Raw genomic sequence first — 15168 nt, forward strand, 5'->3', positions numbered from 1 at the left:
CTGCACGCCACACGCCGATCGAGTTTAGTCCTCAGGAGATTCAGATGAACAGAATTCTTGCCATTCACGCCAGTCCACGTGGCGAGCGCTCCCACTCCCGTCGCCTGGCGGAAGTGTTTCTCAGCGCCTGGCAGGCCCGCCATCCGCACGCGCAATTGACCCGCCGCGAAGTCGGACGCGCGTTGATTGCGCCGGTCAACGAAGCCTTCATCGCCGCCGCGTTTTACCCCGATCCCGAGGCGCGGCCGCTGACGATGCAGGCCGATCTGGCGTTCAGTGATGAATTGGTCGCCGAGCTGCTGGGCCACGATCTGCTGCTGATTTCCACGCCGATGCACAACTTCAGCGTGCCCAGCGGCCTCAAGGCGTGGATCGATCAAATCGTGCGACTCGGGCTGACCTTCAATCACACGCTGGACAATGGCGTCGCGCAATACGAGCCGCTGGTGCACGGCAAGAAAGCGCTGATCGTCACCAGCCGTGGCGGGTTCGGTTTCGGTCCAGGGGGAGAACTCGAAGCTTTGAACCATGCCGATACGCTGTTGCGCACGGCGCTGGGGTTCATCGGCATGACTGATGTCACCGTCGTGGCCGCCGAGGGCGAAGAGTCGGCCGCACGTACCTTCGAGATATCCGCCGCCGAGGCCGAGCAGCGTTTACTGACGCTGGCCAGGGAGTTCTAGATGGCCTGGGTGTTTTTACTGATCGCCGCCGGGTTCGAAGTCACCTTCGCCATGGGCATGAAATACGCCGAAGGCTTCACCCGGCTCTGGCCTTCGCTGATCACCGTTGTGGCAGCGGTGTGCGGGATCTACTTCCTTACCCAGGCCATGCGCGAATTGCCGGTGAGCATCGCTTATCCGATCTGGACTGCCATCGGTTCGCTGGGCACGGTGTTTCTCGGGTTTGCGCTGCTCGGTGAAAGCCTGACGGCGGTCAAACTGGTGTCGGTCGGGCTGATCGTGGCAGGGGTGGCGGGGTTGAAATAGGGGAGATGTCATAGACTCGTCGTCGAGTTGTCATTTTTGATGTCGATGCTTGGCTGATGTCTTGCATTCAGCCTTGCGTCACCTCACCGATCACAAGGACGTCCACCCATGTCGCAAGGTTCTGCCACGCGTTATCCGATGGTGCTGGTCCCGGGAATGCTCGGGTTTATCCGTCTGGTGCTGTATCCGTACTGGTACGGGATCGTGGCGGCGTTGCGCCAAGGAGGGGCGACGGTGATTGCGGTGCAGGTTTCGCCGCTGCACTCGACCGAGGTGCGCGGCGAACAATTGTTGGCGCGCATCGACGAGATCCTGCGCGAAACCGGGGCCGAGAAGGTCAACCTGATCGGTCACAGCCAGGGCTCGCTCACGGCCCGGTACGCCGCCGCCAAACGCCCGGATCGCGTGGCTTCTGTCACCTCGGTGGCAGGCCCGAATCACGGCTCGGAACTGGCGGATTACCTGCACAAGCACTACCCGGCGGACAGCGCGAAGGGACGGCTGCTGGCGTTTTTATTGCGGATGATCGGTGCGTTGATGAGCCTGCTGGAAACCGGTTATCGCGGGCCGAAGCTGCCGGTGGATATCCACGCCTCCCATGAATCGCTGACGACAGCGGGTGTGGCGCTGTTCAACCAGTGTTATCCACAGGGCTTGCCTGACACCTGGGGCGGACACGGCCCGGAAGAGGTCAATGGCGTGCGCTATTACTCGTGGTCCGGCACCTTGCAGCCGGGCAAGACCGATCGCGGGCGCAATCTGTTCGACGGAACGAATCGCAGTTGTCGGCTGTTTGCCAAAACCTTCGTGCGCGAAACCGGGCATTGCGACGGGATGGTCGGGCGTTACAGCTCGCACCTGGGCACGGTGATTGGCGATGAGTATCCGCTGGATCACTTTGATATCGTCAATCAGTCGCTGGGGTTGGTGGGGAAGGGGGCTGAGCCGATTCGGTTGTTTGTCGAGCATGCGGCGCGGTTGAAGGCGGCGGGGGTTTAGACGCCAGACCGCGTTATCGTTCTTCGCGGGCAAGCCACGCTCCCACAGGTTCGGCGCCGTTCACGAATTTTGCTCACGACTTCGCCCCAGTGGGAGCGGGCTTGCCCGCGATGACGCCAGATCAGGCGACGCTGTTTTTGCGGCCCAACACCGTGGTCCAGCGCTCCGAAACAATCACTCCACCCAACGTCAACATCCCGCCCACCAGGTGATACATCGCCAATTGCTCATGCAACACCAGCGCGGCAATCAGTGCGGTAATCACCGGCAGCAAATTGAAAAACAGCGTCGTCCGGCTCGGCCCCAGACGCACCACGGCCTGCATCCACGCCAGCGGCGCAACCATCGATGCCAGCAGGCAGGCGTAGAGCACCAGTGGAATATTCTGCAGCGTCGGGCCGATTTTCGGTGACACGGCGAACAGCGGAAACAGCACCACCACCGCCACCCACACCTGCAGATACAACAACACCAGCGGCGGCAAACGCAGCTGCCATTTTTTCAGCAACGTGCTGTAGATCGCGTAGGCCAGTGTGGCGATCAGCATCATCGCATCGCCCAGGTTCACCCCGTGCTCAAGCAAGGCACTGAGGCTGCCGGACGACACCACCACCAACACGCCGGCAAACGACAACACCGCACCGGCTAGCGCTCCCGCCGTCAGACGCTGACCGAGGCTGACGATGGCCATGGCCAGCGACATCAACGGCATCAGCGACAGAATGATGCCCATGTTGGTGGCTGAGGTCAGCGTCGCGGCGAAGTACGCCAGGCTCTGATAAACCGCCATGCCCAGCACGCCGAGGATGAAAATCTTCCCCAGGTTTGGACGAATGGCCGACCAATGGGCAATCACGGGTTTGAGCATGAACGGCGTGAACAACAAGCCGGCCAGCAGCCAGCGGTAAAAACCGATTTCGGCAGGGAAGATCGCCCCGGCCGACATTTTGGTGATCACGGTGTTGCCGGCCCAAATGAAAATGGCCAGCAGGGGATAAGCGTATTGCATCAGGAACAACCAGAACGTTAATGAGGGCGAATTATCGCCTGTCCGGATGCAAGCCTATACTTCGATCCAGACAACCTGACCCAGATGACAGACAGCATGAACAGCAAACACATCGACCTGCTGGATTTCAGCGAGTTGCCCGCACCGGTGTACTTCCGCTACGCCGACTTCAATAGCCACGAATATGCCTCGGCCCACCGTCACCCCTGGGGCACCCTGGAATATTCGGCCAACGGTGTTTTGCACATGGAAATCGGCAGCAGCCGTTTCATGTCGCCGCCGCAATACGCCGTGTGGGTGCCGCCGCAGATCGAGCACAGTTTCTACAGCAATCAGCCAATCAACTACCGCGCCGTCTGCCTCGCGCCGGCGCTGTGCGACGAGCTGCCGAAGCAGGCCTGCACCCTGGCGATCAGCGACATCCTCAAAGCGATTCTCAAGGACTTCGCCGCCCGTGACGTGAAGATCCCCGAGCAGGCGGCCGACCAACGCCTGGCCCAGGTGCTGGTCGATCAACTGCAGCAAGCGCCCGTCCACGACTGCTATTTGCCCTACGCCAGCAGCCCTGGGCTGCTCGGCATTCTCGAAGCCTTGCAGGCTGAACCGGGAGATAACCGGCCGCTGTCGGCGTGGGCAGAGCAGATCCACGTCAGCGAACGAACTCTTGCGCGGCAGTTTGTGCGCGAGTTGGGCATGAGTTTCGGCGAATGGCGGCAGCGCTTGCGTTTTCTGGCGGCGATTGAAGCACTGGACAGTCATCGCAGCATTCAGGAGATCGCGTTCGACATGGGCTACAGCACCGGTTCGGCGTTCATCGCCATGTTCCAGCGTCAGGCCGGGTGCACGCCGGAGCAGTATCGACGCAGCCATCTCGAGAGCAGGAAGGTGTAACAGGCTTTGTCTACACTCCAGAGCGAGGCCGCGCCCCTCGGTGCGGCAACAAGGAGAAAACTCCATGAAGATGTTGCGTGTCCCTTTGTTGATGATCGGTTTGCTGCTCTGCTCCCAGGGTTTCGCCGCCACTGCCCAACAGAACAAGATGACCACCTGCAATGCCGACGCTACCGCGAAAAGCCTCAAGGGCGATGAGCGCAAAGCCTTCATGAGCACCTGCCTCAAAGCGGCGCCAGCCGCCAATGACGCCAAAGCCCTGACCCCTCAGCAAGAAAAGATGAAGACGTGTAATGCCGATGCCGCGACCAAGGCCCTCAAGGGTGATGAGCGCAAGACATTCATGAGTGATTGCCTGAAGAAAAAATAAGCACTGGACTGGGGTGGCTGTGAGGACCTCATCGCTAGCAAGCAAGCTCCCACACTTGGAATGCATTCCCCTGTGGGAGCTAGCCTGCTAGCGATGGGGCCGGTAAGGTCACTGCAAAAAACACATCCGAGCCCCCGACCAAGGTCGCCCCACACAATCCCTAGTGCTGACATCGGAACGCTGGCAGACTGCCAATCCTTTTACGCCGTTCGTTTTGAGGCTGTATGCCAACGTTTTCTCAACGCCAAGTCTTGCTGCTCATCAGTTGGGTCATCATCTTTGGTGGCTTGCTGCTGGTGATCCCGTTGCGCTTGCTGCCAAGCCTGTTGGCGGGCCTGCTGGTGTTCGAACTGGTCAACATGCTCACCCCGCAATTGCAGCGGCTGATCGAAGGTCGGCGTGCGCGCTGGCTGGCGGTAGCGTTGCTGGGGACGCTGGTGGTCAGTGTGCTGACGCTGATCTTCGCTGGCGCCATCAGTTTCTTGCTGCATGAAGCGGAAAACCCCGGCGCTTCCCTCGATAAATTCATGCACGTGGTCGACCGCGCACGCGGGCAATTGCCGCCGTTCATCGACGCCTATCTGCCGGCCAGTGCTGCCGAGTTCCGCGTGGCGATTGGCGAGTGGATGAGCAAACACCTCAGCGACCTGCAACTGGTGGGCAAGGACGCGGCACACATGTTCGTGACGTTGCTGATCGGCATGGTGCTCGGCGCGATCATCGCCCTGCAACGGGTGCCAGACCTGACCAAGCGCAAGCCGCTGGCCGCCGCACTGTTTGATCGCTTGCACCTGCTGGTCCAGGCGTTCCGCAACATTGTGTTCGCGCAGATCAAGATCTCCCTGCTCAACACCTTCTTCACCGGGATTTTCCTGGTGGTGGTCCTGCCGATGTTCGGCATCAAGCTGCCGCTGACCAAGACCCTGATCGTGCTGACCTTCCTGCTCGGCCTGTTGCCGGTGATCGGTAACCTGATGTCGAACACGCTGATCACCATCGTCGGCCTATCGCTGTCGATCTGGGTCGCAGTGGCCGCGCTGGGTTACCTGATTGTTATCCACAAGCTCGAATACTTCCTCAACGCGCGCATTGTCGGCGGGCAGATCAGTGCCAAGTCGTGGGAGTTGCTGCTGGCGATGCTGGTGTTCGAGGCCGCGTTCGGCCTGCCGGGGGTGGTGGCGGGGCCGATTTATTACGCGTATTTGAAGAGTGAGTTGAAGCAGGTGGGGATGGTTTGACCAGGTAGATGTGTATTGCCTGGCAAGGCCCCTTCGCGAGCAAGCCCGCTCCCACATTGGACCGCATTCCATCTGGAAGAACGCGGTCGAATGTGGGAGCGGGCTTGCTCGCGAAGGGGACGACTCGGGTTCGGATCAGTCCATGTTGCCGTAACGCTTCATCGCCTCAATCGCCAACCCGCTGCCGATGCTGCCAAAGATATTCCCTTCCACATGCCGCGCATTCGGCAACATCGCCGAAACACTATTGCGCAACGCCGGAATCCCGCTCGAACCACCGGTGAAAAACACCGTATCCACCTGATCGACCCGCACGTTGGCGTCGTTCAGCAGTTGGGTCACGCTGTTGCGCACTCGCTCCAGCAGGTTGTCGATGGCCGATTCGAACAGCGCCCGGCTCAGTTCCACGCTCAGGCCCGGTTCGATGCGATCCAGCGGCACATGACGGCTGTCGGCGTGGGTCAGCTGGATCTTGGTTTCTTCCACTTCCATCGCCAGCCAGTGCCCGGCGCGTTGCTCGATCAGCTTGAACAGACGGTCGATGCCGCCGGTGTCCTCGATGTCGTAGCGCATGCTGCCCAAAGCCAGGGTCGACTTCTGCGAGTACACCGAGTTGATCGTGTGCCAGGTCGCCAGGTTCATGTGGTGGCTGGTCGGCATGTAGGCACCGCTCTTCATGCGGCTGCCGTAGCCGAACAGCGGCATCAGGCCTTGCAGGCTGAGCTGCTTGTCGAAATCGGTCCCGCCGATGTGCACGCCGCCAGTGGCGAGGATGTCATCGTGGCGGCTGTCGTGATTGCGGCGCTCAGGCGACAGGCGCACCAGCGAGAAGTCGGACGTACCACCGCCGATGTCGACGATCAGTACCAGCTCTTCCTTTTCGATGGTCGACTCATAGTCGAATGCGGCGGCAATCGGCTCGTACTGGAACGACACATCCTTGAAGCCGATGGCGCGGGCAACGTCCACCAAGGTGTTTTCCGCTTCCTGGTCAGCCATTTCGTCGTCATCGACGAAGAACACCGGGCGGCCCAGCACCACTTCTTCGAATTCGCGACCAGCGGCGGTCTCGGCGCGCTTCTTCAATTGGCCGATAAACAGCCCGAGCAGGTCCTTGAACGGCATCGCCGTGCCGAGGACGCTGGTGTCGTGCTTGATCAGCTTGGAACCCAGCAGGCTCTTGAGCGAGCGCATCAACCGGCCTTCGTAGCCTTCCAGGTACTCGTGCAGCGCCAGTCGGCCGTACACCGGGCGGCGTTCTTCCATGTTGAAGAAGACCACCGAAGGCAGGGTGATCTTGTCGTCCTCCAGCGCGATCAGCGTTTCCATGCCGGGGCGCAGCCAGCCGACGGTGGAGTTGGACGTGCCGAAGTCGATACCACAGGCACGGGCTGGAGATGCGTTTTTCATGTCTTTCAGGTTCCGGTTAAAAAACGGCCGCGCAGTGTATGTCAGTGCGGCGCAGATTCGAAGGCCGACTATCCGCTAAATCTCAGCTATTAGCGCCTTGAAAGACTATCCTTCGCCCCAAACTTGTCTGCATTAGGCTTGGCAGCCACAGGACGGTCGCAAGAACCGTCCGCTGCTGCCGATAAACTTCTGATGCGCTGCCCGGTCACAAACTTGAGATTGGTCAACCCGGCGGCAGGCAATGAGCGCATGCTGTCGGTGACGGCGCGATATCGATAACGGATGGTGATCCTTAGATGGACTTCAAAGACTATTACAAGATTCTCGGTGTGGAACCGACCGCGGACGATAAGACGATCAAAGCCGCTTATCGCAAACTGGCGCGTAAATACCACCCCGACGTCAGCAAGGAAAAGGATGCCGAGGCCAAGTTCAAGGACGCCTCGGAAGCCTATGAAGCGCTGAAAAGCGCCGACAAGCGCGCCGAATACGACGACTTGCGCAAATATGGCCAACACGGCCAACCGTTCCAGGGCCCGCCGGGTTGGCAGGGGCGTGGTGCCGGTGGTGCCGGTGGTTTCGGTGGCGGCCAGGATACGGGCGATTTTTCGGACTTTTTCAGTTCGATCTTCGGTAACCGTGGTCCGGGTTTTGGTGGTGGACAGTCGGGTCGCAGTGCCGGACGTCGAGGGCAAGACGTGGAAATGGAACTGGCGATTTTTCTGGAGGAAACCCTCTCGAACGAATCGAAGAAGGTCACCTTCCAGGTGCCGCAGTACAACGCTGCCGGCCAGCACGTCAGCAACACCAGCAAAAGCCTGAACGTGAAGATCCCCGCCGGCGTGACCGACGGCGAGCGCATCCGCCTCAAAGGGCAGGGGGCACCGGGCATCGGTGGTGGCGCCAACGGCGACTTGTTCCTGATCATTCGCTTCGCGCCGCATCCGAAGTTCGACGTCGAAGGCGAGAATCTGATCATCACGCTGCCGCTGGCTCCGTGGGAGTTGGCACTGGGCACCGAAGTGGCCGTGCCTACACTCACCGGCAAGATCAACCTCAAAGTCCCGGCCGGCAGCCAGAACGGCCAGCGCATGCGCGCCAAGGGCCATGGTCTGTTGAACAAGGCCGGAGAACGCGGTTATCTGTTCGTGCAATTGAAGGCCGTCATGCCTAAGACCTCGAGCGATGAGGTCAAGGCGCTGTGGCAGGAACTGGCTAAAAAAGCGGCGTTCGACCCGAGAGAAAATTTCTGATCCAAGAAACGGAGTAGCCCATCATGAGCATCCCCCTGATCGTTCAACTGGACTTGGCAGAATTCTGTGAGGCGACCGACCTGTCGGACGTCTACGTGATCGAAATCGTCGAGCACGGCATCCTCGAACCTCAGGGCTCTGTGCCCAAGGATTGGCGTTTCAACGATTATGAGTTGGCGCTGGCCAAACGTGCCGCCAAGCTGCGGCACGACCTGGAACTGGAGTGGGAAGGCGTCGCCCTGGCGCTGGATTTGCTCGAAGAAGTCCAGCAACTGCGGGCCGAGAACCGGATGCTCAAGCAGCGGCTGGGACGGTTGGTGGTTGAATAGCTGGCTCCTACAGATGGCGGTTATCTAGGCAATACCACGGTAAACAGCGTCCCGTCGGTTTCGTTCGAACTGACCTCGATCGTCCCGGCGTGGGCATCGACCACTTCCTTGACGATAAACAAGCCCAGCCCAAGGTTGGTGGAGGGCTGGCCGAGTTCTTCACCGGTGCTGCGCACCAGCGGATCGAAGATCGTGCCAATCGCGTCGTCGGGAATCGGAGCGCCGTAGTTATGCACCGTGAGGCGAACCGCATTGGGCTCGCCGCTTAGAGTGACCGTCACATCGCGCTTGTTCGATCCATGTTGCAATGCATTGCCGATCAGGTTTTGCAGCAGTTGAGCCAGGCGACCGGCATCCCAGACGCCTTTGGTGTCTCCCTCGACATGAATCGTCGGATCGCACTCGGGATTGCCCGCACACGCTTGGGCAATCGCCGCGTGGGCGGCATCGGCCAGGTCCATCGGTTTCGGTTCAATCGGCAGGCGCTTGCCCAGGCGACTGCGCACCAGCTCCAGCAAGTCGCCGACCATCACCGCCATGTTCCGCGTACCGTGCTTGATGTTGATCGCACAAGCCATAGCATCGCCTTCAAGCGTGGCTTTGCGCATCAGCAATTCAGTGGACATGCTCACGGCTTGCAAGGGGGCGCGCAGGTCATGCCCGAGTATCGCCAGAAACAGGTCCCGCGAATGATTGACCTGTTCGGCATAGGCCGCCGTGGATTCGGCCAGGGCTTCATCGATGGCTTCATTGAAACGGATCATGTCCTGGAAGTAGGCGAGGTCCGGCGATTCCAGGCTGTTGACCCACAACCGGATCACACAGGCGCGCAGGTGACGGAATTCGCTGGTCATCTGCACCAGATCAAAGCCCACGGTATGCCGCAGTTCACCATGGCTGGCGCTGGCTTCGTCGAGGCTCGGGGTTTTTTCCGGACCTTCGCCCTTGGCCTTGGCGAGTTGTTCGCTGGCAGTTTGCGCGGTGGTCATGTCCCGCGCGGCAGCCAGCAGGATTTCCCTGGCGTGATCACGCAAGGAAACCCGGTCCATGTTTTCGGCCGCCGGAGTGATCGTTCTGGCGAACTGTTCCCATTCATCGACGATACGGTCTACGTGTTGCCTGATGAATTCGGATAAGCGCATGGTCGGTTTCCTGGTGGCAATCTGGGGGCATCTTAGCCCCTTTGGCGTTCCCTAAAAACTACCAATACGCCGGCCACCATACTTCGCTGGGTTCAGGGAGCTAATTAATTATTTTTTAGATTCTAAAATTCAATGCAATGTTGATTTATCGCGATGTTCCCAGTGGTTTTTTAATCTTTTGTTTTTAACCGCATTCAATAGTCTGATGGTTCTTTTCATCGCATAAGGATTTGCGAAATGACCCAACTATCTGCCGTTCCGGCGTTGCAAAATAATTCCGGACATGGCGAAGGCAAAAATAATGTTCATCGTGATTTTCTACTGAGCCAACTGCCTTCGCCGGTAAAAGACGCACCGGTTTCGCGGCTGCTCACGATGGCCGAATCGACAGTGGATTTCCCGGAGTGGTATTTGAATGCACGCGCCATTGACCGTCAGTACCTCAAGCAACTGACCGATGAGCGCTGGCGCGTTCAGGTGCCGTTGGACGAAGCGCTGGAGAATCTGCAGCAGGACATTCTCGCCTTCGCCGAGCCCTTGCTCGTCAAAGCATTAAAGGAACAACTGAATCTCGATTTGGACGTCAATGCGACGCTCATTCGCCTGTATATCCCGGCAAAGCTGGGCTTTGGCATCGACACCAATGCCAGTCGGATCAGGCAATCCACGTTGCTCGAAGCGGCGCTTCACAATTTCGAAGAGCCCGAAACGCAGGCCGGCGGATTTCGCGATGGCTCCGGCATCTTCACCCTGGACGATGAAAACGAGTTACAGCGGCATGCGCTGACAGTCGAGCGATTTGCTGCCCTGTGCCGCACGCTTGATATTGGTGCGCTCTATCAGCAGCACATCAAGGGCCTGTTGAGTCCGCAAGAGGGCGCGGCCAAAGCGTTGGTTGAACAGCAATGCCTGGCCAGCGAAAAAGCCGCTTTCAACGAAGCCGCGCTGATCGCTTACTTGAAAAACGACATCAGCTCCTATGGCTACGGCAAACTCAAGCAAGTTCGTGACAATGAAAAGGGCATCCTTTGGAACAATCGCCCTTTGCAATGTCATCGACTGTCGCTGATGGGGTTCAGGTTATCCGGCATCCTGTTATTCAGCGCGGTGGCAGACCCCACTGAAGTTAAAAGAATTTACGACGGTCTGATTCCCGCGCACCAGCGCACACTGCTGGACTGGTCCAGGCGTTTGACGCTGCTGCCAGGCCAGGAATTTGAACAGTTCAAACTACTCGAGGCGTTTTTCGCCAATGGCCCCAGCGGTCTCGTCGATGCCATGTTGCGAAGGGAAGATGATTTTCAACAAAGCCGTCTCGACGGGAGGTTGATCGCGTATGTCCCGGATGATCCCGAGCACCCGCTCAAAGAGTACGCGTCCTTCACTGACTTCATGAAGGAGCTGACGAGCCAGTTACGCTCGCCGGACTATCAACAGTTTTTCAGCCGATTCGTCGCACAAAAAGACCATGGCAAATTCTTTGCCCGGGTTCGCGAGCGTTTCACCACGTTCACCTGGACCCAGCGTGAACCGCTGAACATGGGGCCGTGGTGGCGAGAGACCGCGATTGAAAACGCCAATGCAGAGCCCATCACCAACATCGTTTCAGGCGACCTCTGGCCGCAAATCGGTCGCTGGCGCAGGGACAAGGCGATTGCGGATGCGCGGTTCATCGCTGTGCCGACCGGTGACGAAGACGCGACCACCCGCTGGAATCGGTTGACCAGTTATCTGACCATCGGCTGGAACGTGTTCAACTTTGGCGCCATGTTGGTGCCCGGTCTCGGCGAAGCGATGCTGGCGGTCATGGTCGGGCAGATGCTGTTCGAAACCATGGAAGGCATTGAAGAGTGGAGTAAGGGCGACAAGGAGGAAGCGGCGGCCCATCTCACCGGGGTCATGATCAATTTCGCGCAACTGGCGATCATGGCGACGGGGAATGTTTTGCCCGCCGGTGCAGCGGCGTCGGTCAAACCGTCGGCCTTTATCGATCAGCTGCAAAAGGTTGAACTGCCTGACGGCAAGACACGCCTGTGGAAGCCGGACCTGTCGCCCTATGCCCATGACCTGACGCTGCCCAAAGGGGTGTCGCCAAACGAACAGGGGCTGTACCGACACAGCGAAAAAGACTTCCTGAAACATGAAAGCAAACACTTCGAAGTCAGAAACGATCCGCGCACGGGTCAGCCACGCCTGCAACATCCGGATCGACCGCAGGCGTATCAGCCAACACTCGAACACGACGGTGCGGGCGTCTGGAAGACCGAGCTCGACCGACCCGTCGAGTGGGACAAAACCACACTCATGCGGCGCATGGGGCCGGCGGTCGAGGGGTTCTCCGATGCCACGCTGGAGCAGATTCGGGTCGTCAGTGGTATCGATGAAGGCCAGTTGCGCAGGTTGCATGTGGTCAACGAACCCGCGCCAGCATTGCTGACCGACACGATCGAACGGTTCAAGACCTGGGCCGACGTGCAAAAGCTGCCCGACCAGATAATGCGCGATGAGGTGCCTGAAGCGTTCATCGAGCAGGTGCCCCGTTTGCTGGTTGACCTGCCGAGATGGCCTGAGCAAAAAAGCATCGAGCTTTTTGACGGCGCAGGTAATACGGGGCCCTCGACAAAGTACGGCAATGTCGACGCGTCGCCGGCCAACACGCTGAAAACAAGCCGTGCCGAGGTCAGCGCGGGAAAACTTCCGGGGCTTGCCGTGAAGTTCATGAACGAGGCCGATGTCCGAGCGGTGTTCGGGCCGGGCATTTCGACTGACGAGCACATCCGGATCGATGCGTTGAAAAACAAGCTGGCCGAACGGGCGGGCAATCAGCGTGAAGCGCTGTTCAAAGCGCTGGATCGCCGTTTGCAACAAACCGACAACCCGCAAGTGCAGGTGCTCCAGAACGCGTTCAGTGGACTCCCCGCGGTGATCGCCCGGGAGTTGCTGGCCGACGTCGATCCGCAAACACGGCTCAGCATCACCGAGCCTTCGCGCATCCCCTTGCAACTCAGCGAACGCACGCGGTTGGCCTTGCGCACGTTACGCGCCGCACGTGCTTACGAAGGACTTTTCTTCGATGCCACGTACAGTGTCGATACCGAGCGGCTGGCGTTGCACTCGTTGCAAGCATTGCCGAACTGGCCAGACAACGTGCGGATCGAAATCCGTGAGACTTCATTCGATGGACCGTTGCACTACAGTGTCGGCCCGACAGATGCCTCTGTTCGCCGGGTCCTGGTCAGCGAGGACGGTCAGTACCAGGCCCGCGATGACGATGATCTGCACCTGCATGGGCGCGATGACCTCTACTCGTCCGTTTTGCATGCCCTGCCGGATGCCGAACGAAACGCGCTGGGGTATCACATCAATCAAGGCGCAACGCTCAAGCAGGCCGTTCAAAAAGCGCTATTGCCACGGGACAGGTTCAACGCGCTTCTGGCACAGAACCCTGTTCGCAAGCCCAACTTCGACCCGGCCACGATGCGGCTGCGTGGTGGCATGCGCGGGGTTTCCCAGGGGCTGCGGCGGGTCACCGGAAACATTACGCCACAGGAACGAGTCCGGGTTGTCCGCCCGGGCTGGACGGAGGCCGAGGCGCAGGCCTATCTGCAGGCGGGTGGTAGCGATGTCAGTGTTGAGCAGAGGGCGAGCGCCCTGGAGGCGGAATTCAATCGGCTCAATAGCCATTTTCAACGTTGGCTGAGGTCGCCGACCGAAGGGTCCTGGTTCACTGGCGCCGGCGCCGCCGAATGGCAATCCCGAAACGCGGTATACAAAGCGATCAGGGAGTGTTGGCAGCACACCGGGTTGCGCCATGTGGATTCGTTCGGCGAGCTGCAAGGCGTTGTACTCGACCTCGAGAACCTGCCGTTGGGTCGTCATCTGCGTTCCATGCCCATGCTGGAGGGCACCTTCGACCACGTCACCCGCCTCAATCTGACCCTGACTGAAATGACCGATGCGCATATTTCCCTGCTCGATCATTTTCCGCGATTGCGTTCGCTCAACGTCAACGGTAATTCGCTCACTCGGATTCCTCGCGCAGTCGGTCGTATGCGCGCGCTGACGGAGCTGAACATGCGAGGAAACCGCATTGTTCTGGATGCGCAAGGCGTCGCGGACCTGCGCAACCTGACACGGCTTCAGGCCCTGGACCTGTACGGCAACCCTCTGGGCCGGGAACCGGATATTGGCAGCATGCGCATGTTGCATACGCTGATCCTGGCCGATACCGGCATTCGGACCTGGCCGGAAGGTTTGTTCGCGCAGCCACGCTTCCGGCATTTTTACCTGGACATGCAGCACAACGAAATCACCTACGTGCCCATGGTCCCGCGGGGTTCCGTTCAGGCGGAATTGCTGGCGCGCACGGTGTTGAGCCGGGACACGGATTTTCTGCCGGCCTTCAATCTGCAGACGCTCAGGGAGTACATCGCGTCCGTCGGCATGGACCCCGATCGACCGTATCCGCCTCGTGGCGTACGCGACAGTCTCGATTGGGAGGCCGGCATGACCCGGCCAGAATGGGTGGCCAAACAGGGGGTGTGGAACAGCGTCGAGGATGAGATCGGCTCGCTCGGGTTTTTCAATGAGATTCGCAAACTCACCGAATCGGGGCATTTCAAGCACGACCCCGGGTTTCGGGTCGACATGACCGCCAAGGTCTGGCGAATGCTCGATGCAATGTCGAAAAATACCGAGCTGCGGCAAAAACTCTTCACCCTGACCAGCGCGCCCACAGCGTGTGTCGATGCTGGCGCGCAGCTGTTCAACGCCATGGGGATGGAGGTGCTGATACATGAAGCCTATGAACTGGCCAATCCCGCGCTGGTGGAGACTGAACTGGTGTCGCTGGCGCGGGGCAAGTCACGTCTGGATGAACTCAGCAGGATTGCCCGCAAAACGGTGTCCGAGCGCGAGGCGATGGGCGAGCAATTCAGGCGCGTCAATGCCGCGGGCGAGGTCACCGGCACGATTGATGAGGTTGAAGTTCACCTGGCGTTCATGACGGATCTTGCCGAGCGGCTGGACCTGCCGTGGCAGACGCGAAAAATGCAGTTCAGAAAAATCGCCGCAGTTACGCCAGAGATGATCGAGGATGCTTTGCGGCGCGTACTGGACCTTGAGGAAGGAGAGCTGCTGGCTGATTTACTCGTCGATCAGCCGTTCTGGGCATCCTATGCCGAGGGGGTCAACCGGGGGGTTATCAAAGGTTTCAGTCGCCGGATCGAAGCCACAATCGAGTTCTACTCAGCGTTGGAAAAACGCGCAACCGAGACAACACTTTCTCTGGAGCAAAAGGCTCGGTTAAAGGAAGAACTCAGGGTGCTCGGTGCTGAGTTGAACAAACCGGAAAGCGCGTTTGCGCCGGGACGCGTCATGACTGACGCGGAATGTGCCGCCGAGCTGGAAGTCATCGACGAAGACAAGAAAGCGTTTATCAAAACGTTCACACGCCAGGCGATCGAACGGGCAAAACTGCAACGCATGGAAATTCCCTTCACCGTACAGCCGAACAGCTGATCGTTATTGCTTTACACC

General features: G+C 59.3%; 12 protein-coding genes. 9 read left to right on the forward strand and 3 right to left on the reverse strand.

The genetic code is table 11. The features are described from left to right. The first annotated feature begins 44 nt into the window (after positions 1-44). The 3 genes from ACI77H_RS26470 (at position 45) to ACI77H_RS26480 (ending at position 1988) form a co-directional block, all read left to right on the forward strand. Positions 45-683 (forward strand): FMN-dependent NADH-azoreductase, encoded by a 639-nt coding sequence (locus ACI77H_RS26470; RefSeq protein ID WP_407014625.1) that lies wholly within the window; start codon positions 45-47, stop codon positions 681-683. Next, positions 684-989 (forward strand): DMT family transporter, encoded by a 306-nt coding sequence (locus ACI77H_RS26475; RefSeq protein WP_407014626.1) that lies wholly within the window; start codon positions 684-686, stop codon positions 987-989. It begins immediately after the preceding gene. 108 nt (positions 990-1097) lie between these two features. Beyond that, entirely contained in the window at positions 1098-1988 is an 891-nt protein-coding gene (locus ACI77H_RS26480; RefSeq protein WP_407014628.1) for an alpha/beta fold hydrolase, read from the forward strand. A gap of 121 nt (positions 1989-2109) precedes the next feature. Here the strand turns inward: ACI77H_RS26480 and ACI77H_RS26485 are convergent, their stop codons facing one another. After that, the gene (locus ACI77H_RS26485; protein ID WP_407014629.1) at positions 2110-2997 is read right to left on the reverse strand and encodes a DMT family transporter; all 888 of its coding nucleotides are present in this window, start codon (positions 2995-2997) and stop codon (positions 2110-2112) included. 96 nt (positions 2998-3093) lie between these two features. Here ACI77H_RS26485 and ACI77H_RS26490 point away from each other — a divergent pair, with 96 nt between their 5' ends. The 3 genes from ACI77H_RS26490 (at position 3094) to ACI77H_RS26500 (ending at position 5496) form a co-directional block, all read left to right on the forward strand. Beyond that, on the forward strand, positions 3094-3888 hold the full coding sequence (locus ACI77H_RS26490) for an AraC family transcriptional regulator (RefSeq protein ID WP_407014630.1): 795 nt from the start codon (positions 3094-3096) through the stop codon (positions 3886-3888). Between the two features lie 64 nt (positions 3889-3952). Continuing rightward, the gene (locus ACI77H_RS26495) at positions 3953-4258 is read left to right on the forward strand and encodes a PsiF family protein (RefSeq protein ID WP_407014632.1); all 306 of its coding nucleotides are present in this window, start codon (positions 3953-3955) and stop codon (positions 4256-4258) included. A gap of 224 nt (positions 4259-4482) precedes the next feature. After that, on the forward strand, positions 4483-5496 hold the full coding sequence (locus ACI77H_RS26500; protein ID WP_407014633.1) for an AI-2E family transporter: 1014 nt from the start codon (positions 4483-4485) through the stop codon (positions 5494-5496). A 135-nt stretch (positions 5497-5631) separates the two neighbouring features. Here the strand turns inward: ACI77H_RS26500 and ACI77H_RS26505 are convergent, their stop codons facing one another. Beyond that, positions 5632-6906, reverse strand: a complete 1275-nt coding sequence (locus ACI77H_RS26505) for an Hsp70 family protein (RefSeq protein WP_407014634.1) — start codon at positions 6904-6906, stop codon at positions 5632-5634. A gap of 296 nt (positions 6907-7202) precedes the next feature. Here ACI77H_RS26505 and ACI77H_RS26510 point away from each other — a divergent pair, with 296 nt between their 5' ends. After that, positions 7203-8159, forward strand: coding sequence for a DnaJ C-terminal domain-containing protein (locus tag ACI77H_RS26510; protein ID WP_407014635.1), 957 nt, complete (start codon positions 7203-7205; stop codon positions 8157-8159). 23 nt (positions 8160-8182) lie between these two features. Then, positions 8183-8488 (forward strand): chaperone modulator CbpM, encoded by a 306-nt coding sequence (locus ACI77H_RS26515; RefSeq protein WP_407014637.1) that lies wholly within the window; start codon positions 8183-8185, stop codon positions 8486-8488. Positions 8489-8508: 20 nt separating this feature from the next. Here ACI77H_RS26515 and ACI77H_RS26520 read toward each other — a convergent pair whose 3' ends face one another. Further along, entirely contained in the window at positions 8509-9630 is a 1122-nt protein-coding gene (locus tag ACI77H_RS26520; RefSeq protein ID WP_407014639.1) for an ATP-binding protein, read from the reverse strand. A gap of 237 nt (positions 9631-9867) precedes the next feature. Here ACI77H_RS26520 and ACI77H_RS26525 point away from each other — a divergent pair, with 237 nt between their 5' ends. After that, complete coding sequence (locus ACI77H_RS26525; protein WP_407014641.1) at positions 9868-15150, forward strand: dermonecrotic toxin domain-containing protein; 5283 nt, start codon at positions 9868-9870, stop codon at positions 15148-15150. Positions 15151-15168: the final 18 nt, after the last annotated feature.

It is taken from the genome of Pseudomonas sp. O230 (assembly GCF_045447035.1).
Lineage (GTDB): Bacteria > Pseudomonadota > Gammaproteobacteria > Pseudomonadales > Pseudomonadaceae > Aquipseudomonas.